Origin of the sequence: Dyella thailandensis (assembly GCF_050749815.1) — a bacterium.
In the GTDB taxonomy this organism is placed as follows: domain Bacteria; phylum Pseudomonadota; class Gammaproteobacteria; order Xanthomonadales; family Rhodanobacteraceae; genus Dyella_A.
The window spans coordinates 2,841,041-2,858,200 of record NZ_CP192735.1; the positions used below are offsets into that span (position 1 = coordinate 2,841,041).

Sequence of the window (17,160 nt, forward strand, 5' to 3'; positions counted from 1 at the left end):
TCAACGGAACCACCCGCTGGCCGGCCCCTTGAATCGCTTGAATCGCGCCCCGAGTTAGGCTGGAATGCACGGGCGCCGCAACGGCGATCGCGCTTCCCCAAGTCCGGTACGACCCGCGTTTCATGGGCACCGCAGTGTAGCCGATGCCGTCCGCGCGGTCGCCCCCATCCCACCGCCTACCCTCGGAGAACCCCGGTGAGCGACCTCATTACCCACGTAAGCGACGCGGCCTTCGAGCAGGAAGTGCTGAAGTCCGATACCCCCGTACTGCTCGATTTCTGGGCCGAATGGTGCGGCCCGTGCAAGGCCATCGCGCCGGTGCTGGACGAGCTGGCCAAGCAGTACGAGGGCAAGCTGCGCGTGGTCAAGATCAATATCGACCAGAACCAGCAGACCCCGCGCACCTACGGCGTACGCGGCATTCCGACGCTGATGATGTTCAAGAACGGCAAGGTCGAGGCGACCCAGATCGGCGCCGTCGGCAAGGGTCAGCTGACCCAGATGATCGACAAGGCGCTCTGACGCGCTCCGGTACCCGCCGCCGCGCTTTACGGCGCCGCGCGGCGGGTGCTAGATTCCTCCCCTGTTCGGAACAGTCCTGTTCCGCCGCGCGTTCTGCGCAACGTGTCCTTCCTCCCTCCTATACCAACGGCGCCCCCACGAGGTTTGCCCGTGTCCGATATCGAAAGCAAAGAACCCAACGACGCATCGAGCGCCGAGTCCCGGCCTGCGGGTGAAACGCGCCAGCGTGCGCCACGCAAGTCCGCCGCCAAGACGGACAAGCCTGCGGCGGCGGCTCCGGCCTCAAGCGAAGCGCCCCGCACCGCGCCGGTACCCGAGCAGGGCAGCCTGCCAGTGGACCGCGGCAACGAGCGCGCGCCGGCCGAGCGCCCCGCCCCGGCGGCGGACGGCAACAGCCGTCCCGCCCCCGAAGCCCGCGAGGGCAATTCCTCCAGTGGGCAGACGGGCGGCGGCAATCCGGCGCCGCAGAATGGCAACCAGAGCGGTCAGGGCGGCCAGAACCAAGGGGCCCAGAATCAGGGCGGCCAGGGCGGCGGCAACGGCGAGCCCCGTCGCAACGATCGCAATGACCGCAACGATCGCGGCCGCCGCCGTCGGCACGAGCGTGGCCAGCGCGGCAACCAGGGCGGTGGTGGTGGCGGCCAGCGCAACCCGAACGGGCTGCCGATGGATGATGACGAGACCGGCGACGTCGGCAGCAACGACCGCCTGATCAACCTCACCGAACTCAAGCGCATGAAGGCGCCGCAGCTGCTGGCCTTCGCCGAGTCGCTGGGCATCCAGGAGGGCGTGGCGCGCCAGCGCAAGCAGGACGTGATCTTCAACATCCTCAAGGCGCACGCCCGTTCCGGCGGCGGCATCTGGGCCGAGGGCGTGCTGGAGATCCTGCAAGACGGCTTCGGCTTCCTGCGTTCGGCCGACGAGAGCTACCTGGCCGGCCCCGACGACATCTACGTCAGTCCCAGCCAGATCCGCCGCTTCAACCTGCGCACCGGCGACTACATCACCGGGCGCGTGCGCCATCCGAAGGAAGGCGAGCGCTACTTCGCCATGCTGCGCGTCGACGACATCAACGGCGATCCGCCGGAAGCGTCGAAGAACAAGATGCTGTTCGAGAACCTCACGCCGCTGTTCCCGCGCAAGGCGTTCAAGCTCGAGCGCGGCAACGGGTCGAGCGAGGACATCACCGGCCGCATCCTGGACCTGATCGCGCCCATCGGCCGCGGCCAGCGCGGCCTGATCGTCTCCCAGCCCAAGTCGGGCAAGACGATGATGCTGCAGAACATCGCCCAGGCGATCACCTACAACCATCCCGACGCGCACCTGATCATGCTGCTGATCGACGAGCGCCCGGAGGAAGTGACCGAGATCGCCCGCACCGTGCGCGCCGAGGTCATCAGCTCCACCTTCGACGAACCGGCCGTGCGCCACGTGCAGGTGGCCGAGATGGTGATCGAGCGGGCCAAGCGCCTGGTCGAGCACAAGAAGGACGTGGTGATCCTGCTCGACTCGATCACCCGCCTGGCGCGCGCCTACAACACCGTGGTGCCCAGCTCCGGCAAGGTGCTCACCGGCGGCGTCGACGCCAACGCGCTGCAGCGTCCCAAGCGCTTCTTCGGCGCCGCGCGCAACGTCGAGGAAGGCGGCAGCCTGACCATCATCGCCACCGCGCTGACCGACACGGGCAGCAAGATGGACGAGGTGATCTACGAGGAGTTCAAGGGCACCGGCAACATGGAAGTGCACCTGTCCCGCCGCATCTCCGAGAAGCGCGTCTACCCGGCGATCGACATCAACCGCTCCGGCACCCGCCGCGAAGACCTGCTGATCGACCCGGACCTGCTGGCAAAGATCTGGATCCTGCGCAAACTGCTGCACCCGATGGACGAGCTGGCCGCGATGGAGTTCATGCTCGACAAGATGAAGAGCACCAAGTCCAACGACGAGTTCTTCAACTCGATGAAGCGCTGATCCCGGGCGCCAAGGTGATACGGAAAAAGCCGGCCGCTGGCCGGCTTTTTCTTGGCCGCCGCCTCGATACCAGGCCGCACCTACTGCCCGCCACCGGCCGTGGCGGCGAGGCGTCGCGGCATGTGCGTCGCTTCTGAACTCTCGCGTACAATTATTTTTCGCGCACCCCTTGGGCCGCCGCGCGCCGTCCCCATAACCGCCGTTTCCACCGCAAAGGCTTGCACCGTGTCCATCCCCAGTGCCGTCAAGAGCACCCCGATCGCGGGTCGCCAGCAGCTCGTCGACTACCTTGCGGCCGGCGAGAAGCCGCGCGAGGCGTGGCGTATCGGCACCGAGCACGAGAAATTCGGCTTTCGCACCGACGATCTGCGCCCGCCGACCTATGAGGGCGAGCGCGGCATCCGCGTGCTGCTGGAGCAGTTGGCCGCGCGCTACGGCTGGGAGATCGCCCGCGAGGGCGAGCTGCCGGTGGCGCTGGCGCGCGACAAGGCCTCGATCACGCTGGAGCCGGCCGGCCAGCTGGAGTTGTCCGGCGCGCCGCTGGCGACCATCCACGAGACCTGCCGCGAAGTGAATGCACACTTGGCCGAGGTGCGCTCGATAGCCGAAGGCCTGGGGCTGGGCTTCCTCGGCATGGGCTTCCAGCCGAAGTGGCGTCGCGACGAGATGCCATGGATGCCCAAGGGCCGTTACAAAATCATGCGCGAGTACATGCCCAAGGTCGGCTCGCTCGGCCTGGACATGATGACCCGCACCTGCACCGTGCAGGTGAACCTGGATTTCTCTTCCGAAGCGGACATGGTGAAGAAGTTCCGCACCAGTCTGGCCCTGCAGCCGATCGCCACGGCGCTGTTCGCCGATTCGCCGTTCACCGACGGCCAGCCCAACGGCTATCAGTCCTTCCGCTCCCAGGTGTGGACCGACACCGATGCCGACCGCACCGGCATGCTCGACTTCGTGTTCGCCGACGGCTTCGGCTACGAGCGCTACGTCGACTACATCCTCGACGTGCCGATGTACTTCAGTTACCAGGACGGCAAGTACATCGACCTGGCCGGCCACGACTTCAAGCGCTTCATGGCCGGCGAGCTGGCGGCCATTCCAGGCACGAAGGCCACCATGAAGGACTGGGCCGACCACCTCACCACCGCCTTCCCCGAAGTGCGGCTCAAGCAGTACCTGGAAATGCGCGGCGCCGACGGTGGCCCGTGGGGTCGCCTGTGCGCACTGCCGGCGCTGTGGGTCGGCCTGCTGTACGACGACGAAGCGCTGGATGCGGCGTGGGACTTGGTCAAGGATTTCTCCATGGCCGAGCGCCACGCGCTGCGCGACGGCGTGCCCAAGCACGCGCTAAAGCTGCCGTTCCGCGGCGGCACGGTGCGCGATCTGGCGCGCGAGGCGCTGAAGATCGCCACGCACGGCCTCAAGCGCCGCGCCTGCACCAACGCCAGCGGCGCCGACGAGAGCATCTTCCTGCAGCCGCTGATCGAGATCGTGGAGGCGAACCAAACCCCAGCCGAGCGCAAGCTCGAACTGTTCCACGGCGCCTGGGGAGGCAGCGTCGATCCGGTGTTCCGCGAGTTCGCCTACTGACCGGTTGTCGTAGGAGCCCGCTCGCGGGCGATGCTTCTGCTCCTGATCCACATCGAAGCCAAGAGCATCGCCCGCGAGCGGGCTCCTACGGGGGGGCGGTGCCGATAAGAAAAAGGCCGGCTTGCGCCGGCCTTTTTCTTTGATACGCACGCGGTGCTTATTTGCCCTTGGGCGCTTCCTTCAGGCCGCGGTCGATCAGCATCGGCTCGACGCTGGGCGCCTTGCCGCGCCAGGTTTCGTACATCTTCTCCAGGTCCTCGGTGTTGCCGCGCGAGAGCACCATGGCGCGGAAGCGGTCGCCGTTGGCACGGGTCAGGCCACCGTGTTCCTTGAACCACTCGAAGCCGTCGTCGGCCAGCATCTCGGTCCACAGGTAGGCGTAGTAGCCGGCGGCATAGCCGTTGCCCCAGATGTGCTGGAAGTAGCTGGAGCGGTAGCGCGGCGGCACGTAGCTGAGGTCGATCTTGTCGTCCTTGAGCGTCTTGGCCTCGAACGCATCGGCATCCTGCTTGGGCGCGTCGGCACCCAGCGTGTGCCAGCCCATGTCCAGCAACGCCGCAGAGACCAGCTCGGTCATGTCATAGCCCTTGTTGAAGCTGGTCGCCTTCTTGAGCTTGTCCACCAGCGCCTGCGGCATCGCCTCGCCGGTTTTGTAGTTCTTCGCGTAGTGTGCGAACACCTTCGGATCGGTCGCCCAGTGTTCGTTGAACTGCGAGGGAAACTCGACGAAGTCACGCGCGGTAGCCGTGCCGGAGAGCGTCGGGTACTGCTCGTCGGCGAACATGCCGTGCAGGGCGTGGCCGAACTCGTGGAACATCGTGATCACGTCGTCGAAGGACAGCAACGCCGGCTGACCCGCCACCGGCTTGGTGAAGTTGGCGACGTTGTAGACCACCGGCTTGGTGCCCAGCAGCTTGGACTGACCGACGAAGTTGTCCATCCACGCGCCGCCACCCTTGTTGTCGCGCTTGAAGTAGTCGCAGTAGAACAGCGCCAGCGACTTGCCGTCCTTGTCGAACACCTCGAACACGCGCACATCCGGCTGATACACCGGCAAATCCTTACGCTCCTTGAAGGTCAGCCCGTAGAGCTGGTTGGCCGCGTAGAACACGCCGTTCTGCAGCACGTTGTCCAGCTCGAAGTACGGCTTGATCTGGTTCTCGTCCAGGTCGTACTTGGCCTTGCGCACCTGTTCGGCGTAGTGCTGCCAGTCCCAGGCCGCGACCTTGAAGCCGCCCTTCTGGGCGTCGATCACGTCCTGGATGTCCTTCCCCTCGCGCGCGGCGCGGGCGGTGGCCGCAGGTACCAGGTCCTGCATGAATTTGATCGCCGCGGTCGGCGTCTTAGCCATCTGGTCTTCCAGCTTCCATGCCGCGTAGTTGGGGAAACCCAGCAGCTTGGCCTGCGCGGCACGAATCTGCGCGATGCGCTCGATGGTCGCGCGGGTGTCGTTGGCGTCGCCCTTCTCGGCGCGGTTCCACGATGCCTTGAACAACGCTTCGCGGGTGGCGCGGTCATCCAGCCCCTGCAGGGCCGGCTGCTGCGTGGTGTTCTGCAGGCTGATGACGTACTTGCCGTCGAGCTTGCGCTCCTTGGCCGCGGCTGCCGCGGCGGCGATGTCGCCGTCGGAGAGGCCGGCCAGCTTGGCCTTGTCGTCCACCACCAGCGCACCGTCCTTGGTGGCGGCGAGCAGGGTGTTGGTGAACTTGGTGCTGAGGGTCGACTCCTCTTTGTTGAGGTCCTTCAGCTTGGCCTTGTCGGCGTCGGACAGCTTGGCGCCGTGGTGCACGAAGTCGCGATAGACCACCTCGACCAGGCGCAGCGACTCGGGATCGAGCTTGAGCGAGGCGCGCTGGTTGTAGACCGACTCGACCCGCGCAAACAGCTTGCTGTTGAGATAGATCGCATCTTCGTGCGCGGCGAGCTTCGGCGCCTCGTCCTCCTGCACCTTCTGCAGCGTGTCGTCGGTGTTGGCGCCGGTGACGCCGTTGAACACCGCCATCACCCGGTTGAGCAGTGCACCGGATTTCTCCATCGCCACGAAGGTGTTGTCGAAGGTGGCCGGCTCCGGGTTGTCGGCGATCTTCTCGATCTCCGCCAGGTGCTGGCGCATGCCCTCTTCGATCGCCGGCTGGTAATCGGCGTCGGTGATCTTGTCGAACGGCGGCGCCTGGAAATCCAGCGTGCTGGCCTGGGCGAACGGGTTGGCAACATTGAAGGCGACACCCGCCACGCTACCGGCCGGAGCCGGGGCCGGCGCGCTGCTCGCCGGTGCTGCGGCTGGCTTGGCAGCGTCGTCACTGGCCTGCTGCGAGCAGGCGGCCAGGGCGATCGAGGTGGCGATCACGAGAGTACGGAGTCGGAGCATGCGGGTTCCCTTGGAGGCGCGCCCGACCACCGGGCGCTTGGATACGGCAAGCCCGCGACTCTAACGATTCGATGCCCCCGCTTCCAAGCCGCAGCGCGCCATCGACGCGCTCAGGCGGCGCGCATGTCGCGCAGGCTCCAGTGCTTGCCGATCAGCAGATTCAGCCGGTGGCGCACCACGCTCATCGGCAGCGACGTGACCAGGTCGACGTCCACGCGCTGCATGTCATCCACCGAGGCGCGCGCCTCGGCGGACGCATCGGTGACGCCGAGCGCCGGGTCGACCTCGTCCGGTTCCTCCTGCAGCGCGCGCCAGTGTTCGAACAGTTGCGGGCTGCGCATCGCCTCGGTGAGCGCGGCGGCGAAGTCGTTCGGGCCGGCGCCGTCGTAGCGCAGCGACGCGATCGGGCCACGCGCCTGCGCAAGGTCATCGATGCCGAGGTAGTAGTGGTTGCGTTGCGGCATGGGCCTCTCCGTGGGAAACATCAAAGGCGCGGATCAGAGCATCGACGGCCGGCACGGCGCGTGAAGGCCGGCACGACGGCTCAGCCCAGCGCCTCGACCGCGGCGCCGAGATGCCGCGCGGCATGCTGCGGCGGCTCGCCGTGCGGCAGCACGCCCAAGCACGGGCCCGGCAGCAGCTCGCGCAAGGTGGTCAGATTTTCCTCCACGGCCGCCATCGCCGGGTCGATGCGATTGCCGATCCAGCCCAGCAGCCGGCAACCGTCCGCGGCGATCGCGCGCGCGCTGAGCAGCGCGTGGTTGAGGCAGCCCAGCCGCAGGCCGACCACCAGGATCACCGGCAGCTCCCACGCCTGTGCCAACGCCGAGGCCATCAAGCCGGGGGCCAGCGGCACCAGCCAGCCGCCGACACCCTCCACCACCACCGGCGCATGGTGCGCGCGCAGCCGCTCGAACGCTTCGGTGAGCGGCGGCAGCGCGACCGTCACGCCGTCGCGCGCGGCTGCCAGGTGCGGCGACAGCGGCGCGCGCAGGCTGACCGGATTGATCGCCGCGTAGGCCACGCCGGCCGGGCCGGCCGCCTGCAGGGCCAGCGCATCCTCGTTGCGCAGGCCCTCGGGCGTCTCCTCGCAGCCGCTGGCCACCGGCTTCATGCCCACCGCATCGTGCCCTGCCCCACGTAGCGCGTGCAGCAGCGCGCACGAGGCATGGGTCTTGCCGATACCGGTATCGGTGCCGGCAATGAATACGCGGTCGAGGCGGGTCATCGAACGGGTCCTGGTAGAGCGCACGGGGTGTGCATGGTGGCGATGCGACGCCGGCCGGGCAAGCGCCGGCGCTTAGCAAGAAATTTGGAAACGCGGAGCAAGGATTTAGCAACGGCGCGCGTCCGCGCTTTCTAACATGCCTGCCACCCCACCTCCCGCAGGAATACGCAAGCATGCACTCGACCGATCACGCGGCCGTCCCCGCCGCCACGCCCCGCTACAACATGTACGCCTTCATCCATAAGGCGATGCGAGCCTTCATGGCCGACACCCTGGTGCGCATCGGCCGCCTGGATGCGAATGACGACGCCGACGTGGAGGCCGGGCTCGGCCAGCTGCGCGAACTGCTCGACCTGTGCCGTCACCACCTGGCGCATGAGGACCGCTTCGTGCACCCGGCGCTCGAGGCGCGCGCGCCGGGATCGAGCATGCAGGTGGCCAGCGAGCACGTTCATCACGAGGCCGACATCGATGCGCTCGACGCGCTGGCCGATGCGCTGGTGCTGGCACCCGGCGGCGCCGCCCGCAGCGCCGCGGCGACCCGGCTGTATCGGCAGCTCGCGGTCTTCGTCGGCATCAACTTCGAACACATGGATTACGAGGAGAGCGAACACAACGCCGTGCTGTGGGCGCACTACAGCGATGCCGAGCTGTTCGGCATCGAAGCGCAGCTGCATGCCGCGCTGTCGCCCGCGGAGCGCGCGCAGGGGCTGCGACTGATGCTCGGCGCGCTCGACCACAGCGAACGGCTGCGTCTGCTCGAGGGCATGCGCGCCCATGCGCCAGCCCCCGCGTTCGAAGGCGCGCTCGCGCTGGCGCGCAGCCTGCTCGGCCAGCGCGACCGGCAGAAACTCGAAAGCGCCCTGCAGCCGGCGGCCGTGGCGGCCTGATCAGCCCGCCCGTTCGTTCGGCATCTCGACCAGCTCCAGCGGCCGCAGCACGCACAGGCGCAGGCGCCCGCGACCGGCCTTCTCGATGCGGATGCACGCCTCGCGCTCGGCCAGCCGCCGGGTGAGCAGGATCAGCCGCGCTTCCAGGTTGTCGCTGAGCTCGGGCAGGCGGATGCGCGGGTCCAGCCGCAGCTCGCGGTTGGCGAACACGGTGCGGCCGTGCTCGGCGTGGTCGCGCAGCAGCGTCCACAGAATCGCGCCGGCCACGCCCTTGATCAGGTAGTCATCCCCGATGAACACGCTGCCGGTGGCCGGATGGTGACGGATCAGCACCGGCGCGCCTTGCGGCGGCGGCGCCACCAGCTCGGCCGGCGATGGCTCGCCGGTCGCGTCCGCGCGCAGCGCGCAAAGCGCCAGGCCGAGCTGGGCGCCGAGCGTGACCAGCGCATCCTCGTCGTCATAGCCAAATCGCAGGTCGCGCGGGCTTTCCACGTACAGCACACCGGCCAGCCGGCCTGCGCCGACGATCGGCACCGCCAGCTGGCTGCGCGACTCGGGCAGCCCGGGCAGCGGGATCGCGGTCTCCAGCCGGTCGGCCAGGCCGCCGGCCGCGGCCGCTTCGCGCACGGCGCGGCCGTAGGCGTACTCGCCGGTCATGTGGGCGATGCGAATCGGCGTGCGCTCGCGCGCGGCCACGCCGATCACCCCGTCTCCCATGGCGATCTCCGAACCGACGCCCGATTCGCCGTAGCCGCAACTGGCCACGGTGAACAGCTTCTGCCCGCTGCCGTCGAGCAGCAGCACCATCGCATGGTGGATGTCGAAATCCTGCCGCAGGCCGGCGAGCAGCGCCTCCAGCGCCGCATCGAGATCCACCGCGTCGGCCAGCCGCAGCGCCACCGCCCGCGTCGCCTCCAGCAGGTTGCGCCGCGGCAGCGGCGCCGGCGTCGGCAGCCCCGGCACCGCCTCGATCGCATCGACCCGGTAGACGTCCGAACCCTTGAGCTGGAACACCCCGCTCATGCCGGTGTGCGAGGCGATGCCGGCGAGCTTGGCGCGCATGCGCTCGAACAGCGGCCCGGCCGATTCGGTGCGCAGGTAGCGCAGGGTGAGGCGGTACATCGCCGAGCTCTGCGGGTGCATCAGCAGCAGTCGCGCCTGCGGGTTGGCCAGGATGTTCTGCCGGGTCTTGTTGAAGAACTGGAACGACAGCGCGAGGTGGCGCGGGTCGATGTATTCCACCTGCGAGAGGTAGGCGACGTTGGGCGTGCCGTCCGGCGCGCAGGTGGCCATCACGCCCGGCAGGCTGCCGTCCAGGCAGTCGCGGATCGCGTCCAGCCCCGGCGTCACGGGGCCATCTCCAGCGCCCGGCCGGCGTCCGGTCCGGGCGTCTGCACGAACGCCGACGACGGCGAGAAAGTGATCGCCACCAGTTCGCCCACCGCCGCCAGCAGGGCGCGCACGCGCGCCTCGGGCACGCCGATCAGGGCCAGCTCGGCGACCATCGCGTCGCGGTAGGCGGCGGCCAGCGCGAGATCGTCGCCGGCGATCGGCACGACCTGCGCGTCCTCGCCCTTGATCTGCACCGAGCGATGCGTGCTCGGCCGGGTGAACACCACCGCCACGCGGCGGTTGTCGCGGATGTCCTCGAGCAGCTCGTCCGCCTGGCAGGCCACCACCAGCACCGCCAGGCGTGCACCGCCGGGATCGACCCGGCAGCCCTGCGCGCGCACCAGCGCCGGGCGATGCTCGGCGTTGCGGGTGGCGGCGATGATCGACACCGCGCCCTGCAGCAAACCGGCGAGCTCGTCATCGATGCGGGTGGCAGCGGGCACGGCAATCCTCGTCCAGCGATGGGGCACGGCGGGCAGCGGGGTTCCCGGCGCATAATAGGCGCTTCGCCCTCCGGGACCACCCATGTTCCACGTCGCTTCCAACCCGCATGCCGGCAAGCGCGAGCTCTACGCCGAAATCGCCGAACTGGCGCAGGGCCTGCTGGCCGGCGAGCGCGACCTGATCGCCAATGCCGCCAATTTCAGCGCCCTGCTGTTCCACAGCCTGCCGGACCTCAACTGGGCCGGCTTCTATTTCTACGACGGCAGCGAGCTGGTGGTCGGCCCGTTCCAGGGCAAGCCGGCGTGCATCCGCATCGCGCTGGGCCGCGGCGTGTGCGGCACGGCCGCGCAGACGCGCCAGACCCAGCTGGTAATGGACGTGCACGCGTTCGAGGGGCACATCGCCTGCGATGCCGCATCCAACTCGGAGATCGTGGTGCCGCTGGTGAAGGCCGACGGCTCGCTGCTCGGAGTATGGGACGTGGACAGCCCGCTCGCCGGTCGCTTCGACGACGAGGACCGCGCCGGCATGGAGGCGCTGTGCGCCGTGTTCATGCGGGCAGTCGAGGCCGCCTGATCACCCGCGACCGCGCAGCGGCATAGTGTCGCAAGGATTCTTGCGAATCAGCCCGCGCGCGGCTGCCGCAGCAGTTCGAGCACGCGTGCGCGCGCCTCGTCGACGCCGGTCGGCGCGCTGGAAGAAAACCCCTGCACGGTGGCCTGGCGCCCCTCGTTGACGAACTGCCGGCGCATCGCCGCCACCGTCTGCATCGCCTGGCTGCGCGAGAGTTTGTCGGCCTTGGTCAGCAGCAGGTGGCAGGGCAGCGCGGTGGCGAAGCAGAAGTCCAGCATCATCCGGTCGAACTCCTTCAGCGGATGACGGATGTCCGCGATCAGCACCACGCCGCGCAGGCTGCGGCGCTGGTGCAGATAGGCGTCGATCTCGGTCTTCCAGTGTGCGCGCAGATCTTCCGGCACCTTGGCGTAGCCGTAGCCGGGCAGGTCGATCAGGCGCGCATCGAACGGCGCCTCGCCCTCCACCGGCGGCAACGGCGGCAGCGAAAACGCCACCATCTGCTGGGTGCGACCCGGCGTCTTGGAAGTGCGCGCCAGACCACGATGGCCGGTGAGCGCGTTCAGCGCACTGGACTTGCCGGCGTTGGAGCGGCCGGCGAACGCCACCTCCGCTCCCTGGTCGGCGGGCAGCTGGCTGATGCGATGGGCAGCGAGCACGAACTGCGCGCCCTGGAGCGGATTGGAAGACATGGGAATGGTTTGACCGGTCAGGGTGGCACGGCGATAATTCTGCGGTTTCTGCCCAAGGCAAGCCGCGCGGCGGCTTCACGGCAGTATCTGCAGTCTTTCAGGAGACAAGTGTATGAGTTTTCGGCCCGCCGATTTTCGGCACGCTGTGCTTGGGGCGGCTGTCGCCCTCACCTTCGCGCTGTCCGCCGGCGCGGTGATGGCCCAGGACGCCAAGCCCGCCGCTGCTTCCAGCGCGGCGCCGGCAGCGGCCGGCAGCGCAGCGGCGCCTGCGGCAGCAGCGCCCGCCGAAGCGGCGACTGCGGCGACTGCGGCGGTCAAGCCCGGTGATGCCACCGCCGGCCAGGGCAAGGCGGCCGTGTGCGGTGCCTGCCACGGCATCGACGGCAACTCGGCCGATCCGCAGTATCCGAAGCTCGCCGGCCAGCACGAGGCGTACATCGCCCGCCAGCTGACCAACTTCAAGGCCGCCAAGCGGCAGAACCCGATCATGCTCGGCATGGCCTCCCCGCTGTCCGAGCAGGACATGCACGACATCGGCGCCTACTTCGCCACCAAGGTGTCGCGTCCGGGCGTCGCCGACGAGGCGCTGGTCGAGCACGGCCAGAAGCTCTACCGCGAGGGCGACGTGGAGCGCGGCATTCCGGCCTGCATGGCCTGTCACCTCACCGACGGCCGCGGCAATCCGGGCGCGATCTACCCGCAGCTCGCCGGCCAGCACGCGCAGTACATCGAGGCCACGCTGAAGTCCTGGCACGATGGCACCGTGTGGGGCGACGACGCCCACGCGCAGATCATGCCGGCGATCGCCAAGAAGCTCGATGCCAAGGACATCACCGCGCTGGCCAGCTACATCGAGGGCCTGCACTCGGCCGACAGCGGCGACACCGCTACCGCGGCGCCCTGATCGACCCACACGCCGACCTCCGGGTCGGCGTTGTCGTTTTACCCTGTGCGTTCGTAACTCCCGCTGTCGACACCCCAAGGACATCCCCATGCTGAAGCGCCTGCCGATCCTGTGTTTCGCCCTGCTCGCCCTCACCGCGTGCAGCCACGACAGCAACAGCCCGGCGCCGACCGCTTCCGCTCCCTCGTCCACCGCGAGCGCGCCCGCGCAGGCTCCGGCCGCCGCACCGGCCGCCGCCAGCACGGCCGCTGCGGCGACCACCAGCGCGGCACCGGCATCGACGGCCGCCACGCCGGCGACCGCGATCACCACGGCTGCGGCAGCGGCGCCCGCCGATGTGCCCGCCTTCGTCGAGGATCCGAAATGGGTCGAGGGCAAGAACTACTTCCGCATCGAGCCGGCGCAGCCGAAGGTGTCCAACACCGACAAGGTTGAGGTGGCCGAGGTGTTCTCCTACGCCTGCCCCTCGTGTAACGCTTTCCACCCGATGGTCGACCAGTTGGCGAAGACCCTGCCGTCGTATGCGGTGATGGCCTACCTGCCGGTGTCGTTCATGCCGCAGGAAAACTTCCCGATGTTCCAGCGTGCCTACCTCACCGCGCAGGCGCTGGGCGTGGCCGAGAAGGCCAACGACGCGATGTATGACGCGGTGTGGAAGAGCAAGGAGCTGAGCTCCGAGCGCGCCGACGGCCAGGGCCTGAAGCCGATGTCCGACCTGCCCAAGCTCGAGGATGCGGCCAAGGTCTACGCCAAGTTCGGCGCCGATCCGAAGGAGTTCGTGGCGGTCGCCAACTCCTTCAGCATCAACACCCAGGTCAAGCGCGCCGACCAGCTGGTGAAGGCCTATGGCGTGGAAGGCACGCCGACCATCGTGATCGACGGCAAATACCGCATCGACCTGCGCGCAGCCGGCGGTTATGCGCAGATGGTGGAGCTCGCCAAGTACCTTGCGGCCAAGGAAGCCGCCGGCAAGTAAACGTCGCCGGCGGCACCTTTGCCGCCCGCCGCGGTCTTGCCTTTTCGCCCTCATCCGCTCCGGAGTCGATCCATGCTGAAGCACCTCTCCCGCCTGCGCCTGTTCGCCCTGCTCGGCGGGCTCCTGCTTGCCACCGCATGCACCGCCGGTACCGGCAACGATGCGACCGCGCCGTACACCGAGGGCACCGATTACGTCACCCTGCCCGGCCCGGCCCAGCGCTACAGCGCCGAGGGCAAGGTGGAAGTGGTCGAGGTGTTCTCCTACGGCTGCATCCACTGTGCACATTTCGCGCCCATCGCCGAGAAGCTGCGCGCCGCGCTGCCCAAGGGCGTGGTGTTCAAGCTGGTGCCGGCGCCGTTCAGCGCCGAGTGGCTGCCGTTCGCCCGCGCCTACTACGCGGCGAAGAAGCTCGGTGTGGTCGACCGCACGCACCTGGAGCTGTTCAAGGAGAAGTTCGAGCAGAACTATCCGCTCAACACGCTCGACGAGCTGGCCGATTTCTACGCCCGCCAGGGCGTGGATCGCGCCGAGTTCATGCGCATCGCCACGTCGGACGCGGTCACCGCGCAGATGAAGAGCGACCTGGCGCTGATCCAGAAGTGGGGCGTCACCGGCACGCCGACGATCGTGGTGGACGGCAAGTACCGCAGCGGCGAAGTGCACACGTTCGACCAGCTCTCCGCGATGACCCAGTGGCTGGCCAAGCGCGAGCTGGCCGGCAAGTAAGGCCGGCCAAGGCAGCGGCCAGTGCGGCTGTCGCGGCGTTCACGCGCCGCGCGGCATGCTGGGCGCTCCCGTTTCAGCTCCTTCGCCGCCTGAGCCCATGAGCCGCGCCGCCCCCGCCCCTGCCAACGTTCCCGAGCGCCGCCTGCGGCTGCTCAGCTGCAACATCCTGGCCGGCGGCAGCGTGCAGCGTTACCACGAGTACGTCACGCGCAGCCTGCACGGCGTGCTGCCCGGGCGCAGCAAGATGGACAACCTCGACCGCCTCGCCGAACTGCTGCCGCAGTTCGACGTGGTCGGCCTGCAGGAAGCCGATGCCGGCAGCCTGCGCTCGGGCTTTCTCAACCAGACGCGCTACCTCGCCGAAACCGCGGGCATGCCGTTCTGGAGCCACCAGCCGAACCGGCCGATGGCGCGGCTGGCGCACTCGGCCAACGGCCTGATCAGCCGCCTGGAGCCGCACAGCGTGCTCGATTACCCGCTGCCCAGCCGCATCCCCGGTCGCGGCGCGATGCTGGCGCGTTTCGGCGAGGGCGACGACGCGCTAGCGGTGATGATCGCCCACCTTTCGCTCAGCGCACCGGCGCGCGCCAAGCAGCTGGCCTTCATCGGCGAGGTGCTGGCGGATTTTCCGCATGCCGTGCTGATGGGCGACCTCAACACCGAGGCGCACAGCAGCGAGATGCGCCACCTGTTCGCCAAATGCCGGCTGCAACCGCCGGACCAGCCCACGCCCACCTTCCCCAGCTGGAAGCCGCGGCGCGCGCTGGACCACATCCTCACTTCGGCCGATATCCAGCTGGACAAGGTGTGGACGCTGCCGCAGGCGTTCTCCGACCATCTGCCGCTGGCCGCCGAGATCCGCATGCCGGCGCACGTGGCGCCGCGCCTGCACAAGGTGCACCGTCGATGAGCGAGCGGCGCCGTGGCGCATTGGTGCTGGCGTGGGCCGGCGTGCTGCTCGCCGGCGCGCTGGCGGCTTGGCTGCGCTACCAGCTGGTAGAGCCGCCGGCCCTGGCCGAGCGCTGTGCCGCGGCGATCGACCCGCCTGCCTGGTGCGCGTTGCGCACGCGGGTGGTCGAGGGCTTCCTCAACAACAGCTTCGGCTATCTCGCGCTCGCCGCCACCGCACTCGCCTGGCTGCGCCAGCGGCTGTGGACGGCTTGGCTGGCCGCGGCGCTCGGCGCGTTCGCGCTGGAGCTGTACTGCTACCAGTCCGGTGCGCTGGCGCTACTGGCCGGTGCCGTGCTGCTGGTGCGCGACGCGACGCGGCGGGAGCAGCACGGCCGCGCCGAGCAGCACGCTCAGCCCCAGCCATAGCCACGCCACCGGGTTGATGCCCCGCTCCTGTATCAGCACCAGCGCGGCGAGCAGGATGATCGCCACCGCGAGAAGCACATCCTCGCGTCGCCGTGCCCCGGCCACGCCGATCCCGGCCAGCGCCACCAGCGCATAGCCCACAGCGGGCAACGCGAACAGGCCCAGCGGGAAATCGCGATAGCGTCCGTCGAACACCAGCAGCAAGCCGTAATAGGCCAGCGCGAACAGCCAGGCAAAGCGCCACGAGCGCGACGGCGGCGCCACGTCGACGCGCTGCATCGCCGCCGCCAGCGCCCGCGAGAGCACCAGCGCGGTGACCAGCGCGGCCGCACAGGCGGCACCGCTGAGCAGCCATTCCCACCACGGGCCGCAGGCGTACAGCATCTGCCGCACCTGCCATGCCAGCGCCGCACCGCTGGCGATGCCGGCCAACCCCAGTGCGGCGGCGGCACGGGCGCCGCGCGGTCGCCCGAGCAGCACGAACAACCCGCTGCCCAGCGCCGCGGCCAGCCAGCCCAGCCACCAGCGCGGCACTTCGGTCACCGGCCCCTGCATGGGAAATTTCGGCTGCGCCTGCGCATCGAAGATGCCCCAGTAGCCACCCACCGTGCCCTCCTGCGCGCGCTTCCAACCCTGGTCGAAGGCCTCGATCACGTTGTACGGCATTTGCACGGTGGCGGCGTAGCGCAGGAATTCGCGCAGGTAGCGCGCCTCGTTCACCACGCTCGCGGTGGCGCCCTGGCGCGGGCGTCCCGCGCTGGGCCAGCCGGTCTCGCCGATCATCACCGGCTTGCCAGGAAACGCCGCGCGCACCCGCGCATAGACATCGGCCACGTGCTGCACGGCACGCCCGGGCGGCACCGGATCGTCCTCCCAGTACGGCAGCACGTGCACGGTGACGTAGTCGACCGACCCGGCCAGTTCCGGGTGACGCAGCCAGAACTCCCACACGTCGGCATAGGTGATCGGCACCGTCGGCGGCAGCACCGCGCGCGCCTGGCGCAGGTAGCCGGCCAGCGCCGCGGGCGACTGCTCGCCACGCAGCAACACCTCGTTGCCCACGACCACGCCGCGCAGCACCTGTGGATGCGCCCGCGCGGTGGCCGCGGCCAGCGCGATCTCGCGCGCGTTCGCGGCCGCGTCACGACCGATCCACACGCCCATCAACACCTTCATGCCGTAGCGTCCGGCGATCGCCGGCACGGCATCCAGCCCCTGCCCCTGCGAATAGGTGCGCACGCAGTCGAAGCGGCGCGACAGCGCCTTGAGATCGGCGTCGATCTGCGGCGGCGAGATGAAGGTGGCCGGATCGTACGGCGTCTGTCCTTCGTGGCGGTACGGCGCGTAGGACACGCAGGCGATGCGCACCGAAGGCGCGTCGGGCAGGTCGACCGGTCGCCCCGCCGCCCACCACCAGGACAGCCCTGCGAACGCGGCGAGCAACAGTCCCAGCCACACCGGCCAAGGCGATCGCGTGGTGGGCGTGGACGCAGGCGTCATGGGGTTCCCGGGAATGGCGAGCGCGTCAGTCTATCAGCGCGCCGCGGGCCCTCGTCGCACT

17 protein-coding genes are annotated in these 17,160 nt (G+C 69.1%); 10 read left to right on the top strand and 7 right to left on the bottom strand.

The window, feature by feature from the left end; genetic code table 11:
• Positions 1-195: 195 nt before the first annotated feature.
• The 3 genes from trxA (at position 196) to ACQVBX_RS13155 (ending at position 4,086) form a co-directional block, all read left to right on the top strand.
• Positions 196-522, top strand: coding sequence for a thioredoxin TrxA (gene trxA, locus ACQVBX_RS13145; protein ID WP_404629885.1), 327 nt, complete (start codon positions 196-198; stop codon positions 520-522).
• A gap of 150 nt (positions 523-672) precedes the next feature.
• Positions 673-2,493 (top strand): transcription termination factor Rho, encoded by a 1,821-nt coding sequence (gene rho / locus ACQVBX_RS13150; RefSeq protein WP_431634596.1) that lies wholly within the window; start codon positions 673-675, stop codon positions 2,491-2,493.
• Positions 2,494-2,718: 225 nt separating this feature from the next.
• Complete coding sequence (locus ACQVBX_RS13155; RefSeq protein WP_431634598.1) at positions 2,719-4,086, top strand: glutamate--cysteine ligase; 1,368 nt, start codon at positions 2,719-2,721, stop codon at positions 4,084-4,086.
• Positions 4,087-4,243: 157 nt separating this feature from the next.
• On the opposite strand, the gene dcp is transcribed toward ACQVBX_RS13155, so the two are convergent.
• From dcp to bioD, 3 genes are all read right to left on the bottom strand, one after another.
• Positions 4,244-6,454, bottom strand: coding sequence for a peptidyl-dipeptidase Dcp (dcp, locus tag ACQVBX_RS13160; protein ID WP_431634600.1), 2,211 nt, complete (start codon positions 6,452-6,454; stop codon positions 4,244-4,246).
• 110 nt (positions 6,455-6,564) lie between these two features.
• Entirely contained in the window at positions 6,565-6,918 is a 354-nt protein-coding gene (locus ACQVBX_RS13165; protein WP_431634601.1) for a hypothetical protein, read from the bottom strand.
• 80 nt (positions 6,919-6,998) lie between these two features.
• Positions 6,999-7,682: a dethiobiotin synthase gene (bioD, locus tag ACQVBX_RS13170; RefSeq protein WP_431634603.1), complete on the bottom strand. Its 684-nt coding sequence runs from the start codon at positions 7,680-7,682 to the stop codon at positions 6,999-7,001.
• 173 nt (positions 7,683-7,855) lie between these two features.
• Between bioD and ACQVBX_RS13175 the strand changes: the two genes are divergently transcribed.
• Positions 7,856-8,572, top strand: coding sequence for a hemerythrin domain-containing protein (locus tag ACQVBX_RS13175; RefSeq protein ID WP_431634605.1), 717 nt, complete (start codon positions 7,856-7,858; stop codon positions 8,570-8,572).
• On the opposite strand, the gene ACQVBX_RS13180 is transcribed toward ACQVBX_RS13175, so the two are convergent.
• Both ACQVBX_RS13180 and ACQVBX_RS13185 read right to left on the bottom strand, forming a co-directional pair.
• Entirely contained in the window at positions 8,573-9,922 is a 1,350-nt protein-coding gene (locus tag ACQVBX_RS13180) for a GAF domain-containing protein (protein WP_431634607.1), read from the bottom strand.
• A complete protein-coding gene (locus tag ACQVBX_RS13185) occupies positions 9,919-10,407 on the bottom strand; it encodes a hypothetical protein (protein WP_431634609.1) in 489 nt (162 codons plus the stop codon). The genes ACQVBX_RS13180 and ACQVBX_RS13185 overlap by 4 nt, the downstream gene beginning before the upstream one ends.
• Before the next feature lie 82 nt (positions 10,408-10,489).
• Here ACQVBX_RS13185 and ACQVBX_RS13190 point away from each other — a divergent pair, with 82 nt between their 5' ends.
• Entirely contained in the window at positions 10,490-10,984 is a 495-nt protein-coding gene (locus ACQVBX_RS13190; RefSeq protein WP_431634611.1) for a GAF domain-containing protein, read from the top strand.
• Positions 10,985-11,031: 47 nt separating this feature from the next.
• Here the strand turns inward: ACQVBX_RS13190 and yihA are convergent, their stop codons facing one another.
• Entirely contained in the window at positions 11,032-11,673 is a 642-nt protein-coding gene (yihA, locus tag ACQVBX_RS13195) for a ribosome biogenesis GTP-binding protein YihA/YsxC (protein ID WP_431634613.1), read from the bottom strand.
• Between the two features lie 112 nt (positions 11,674-11,785).
• Between yihA and ACQVBX_RS13200 the strand changes: the two genes are divergently transcribed.
• The 5 genes from ACQVBX_RS13200 (at position 11,786) to ACQVBX_RS13220 (ending at position 15,599) form a co-directional block, all read left to right on the top strand.
• Positions 11,786-12,577 carry a c-type cytochrome gene (locus ACQVBX_RS13200; protein ID WP_431634616.1) on the top strand — a complete coding sequence of 264 codons (792 nt, stop codon included), beginning with the start codon at positions 11,786-11,788 and terminating at the stop codon, positions 12,575-12,577.
• An 88-nt stretch (positions 12,578-12,665) separates the two neighbouring features.
• Positions 12,666-13,553, top strand: a complete 888-nt coding sequence (locus ACQVBX_RS13205) for a thiol:disulfide interchange protein DsbA/DsbL (protein ID WP_431634618.1) — start codon at positions 12,666-12,668, stop codon at positions 13,551-13,553.
• Between the two features lie 72 nt (positions 13,554-13,625).
• Positions 13,626-14,282: a thiol:disulfide interchange protein DsbA/DsbL gene (locus ACQVBX_RS13210; RefSeq protein WP_431634620.1), complete on the top strand. Its 657-nt coding sequence runs from the start codon at positions 13,626-13,628 to the stop codon at positions 14,280-14,282.
• 97 nt (positions 14,283-14,379) lie between these two features.
• Positions 14,380-15,192, top strand: coding sequence for an endonuclease/exonuclease/phosphatase family protein (locus ACQVBX_RS13215; RefSeq protein WP_431634623.1), 813 nt, complete (start codon positions 14,380-14,382; stop codon positions 15,190-15,192).
• On the top strand, positions 15,189-15,599 hold the full coding sequence (locus tag ACQVBX_RS13220; protein ID WP_431634625.1) for a hypothetical protein: 411 nt from the start codon (positions 15,189-15,191) through the stop codon (positions 15,597-15,599). The genes ACQVBX_RS13215 and ACQVBX_RS13220 overlap by 4 nt, the downstream gene beginning before the upstream one ends.
• Here the strand turns inward: ACQVBX_RS13220 and ACQVBX_RS13225 are convergent.
• On the bottom strand, positions 15,510-17,099 hold the full coding sequence (locus tag ACQVBX_RS13225) for a glycoside hydrolase family 17 (protein WP_431634627.1): 1,590 nt from the start codon (positions 17,097-17,099) through the stop codon (positions 15,510-15,512). The genes ACQVBX_RS13220 and ACQVBX_RS13225 overlap by 90 nt on opposite strands.
• Between the last annotated feature and the right edge of the window lie 61 nt (positions 17,100-17,160).

What these genes read in the sequence shown, in the direction of transcription:
- ACQVBX_RS13210 (WP_431634620.1), top strand. Translation starts at nt 13,626, where the DNA reads ATGCTGAAGCACCTCTCCCGCCTGCGCCTGTTCGCCCTGCTCGGCGGG.
- dcp (WP_431634600.1), bottom strand. Translation starts at nt 6,454, where the DNA reads ATGCTCCGACTCCGTACTCTCGTGATCGCCACCTCGATCGCCCTGGCC.
- yihA (WP_431634613.1), bottom strand. Translation starts at nt 11,673, where the DNA reads ATGTCTTCCAATCCGCTCCAGGGCGCGCAGTTCGTGCTCGCTGCCCAT.
- ACQVBX_RS13190 (WP_431634611.1), top strand. Translation starts at nt 10,490, where the DNA reads ATGTTCCACGTCGCTTCCAACCCGCATGCCGGCAAGCGCGAGCTCTAC.
- ACQVBX_RS13165 (WP_431634601.1), bottom strand. Translation starts at nt 6,918, where the DNA reads ATGCCGCAACGCAACCACTACTACCTCGGCATCGATGACCTTGCGCAG.
- ACQVBX_RS13225 (WP_431634627.1), bottom strand. Translation starts at nt 17,099, where the DNA reads ATGACGCCTGCGTCCACGCCCACCACGCGATCGCCTTGGCCGGTGTGG.
- ACQVBX_RS13220 (WP_431634625.1), top strand. Translation starts at nt 15,189, where the DNA reads ATGAGCGAGCGGCGCCGTGGCGCATTGGTGCTGGCGTGGGCCGGCGTG.
- ACQVBX_RS13175 (WP_431634605.1), top strand. Translation starts at nt 7,856, where the DNA reads ATGCACTCGACCGATCACGCGGCCGTCCCCGCCGCCACGCCCCGCTAC.
- ACQVBX_RS13215 (WP_431634623.1), top strand. Translation starts at nt 14,380, where the DNA reads ATGAGCCGCGCCGCCCCCGCCCCTGCCAACGTTCCCGAGCGCCGCCTG.
- ACQVBX_RS13205 (WP_431634618.1), top strand. Translation starts at nt 12,666, where the DNA reads ATGCTGAAGCGCCTGCCGATCCTGTGTTTCGCCCTGCTCGCCCTCACC.
- ACQVBX_RS13200 (WP_431634616.1), top strand. Translation starts at nt 11,786, where the DNA reads ATGAGTTTTCGGCCCGCCGATTTTCGGCACGCTGTGCTTGGGGCGGCT.
- bioD (WP_431634603.1), bottom strand. Translation starts at nt 7,682, where the DNA reads ATGACCCGCCTCGACCGCGTATTCATTGCCGGCACCGATACCGGTATC.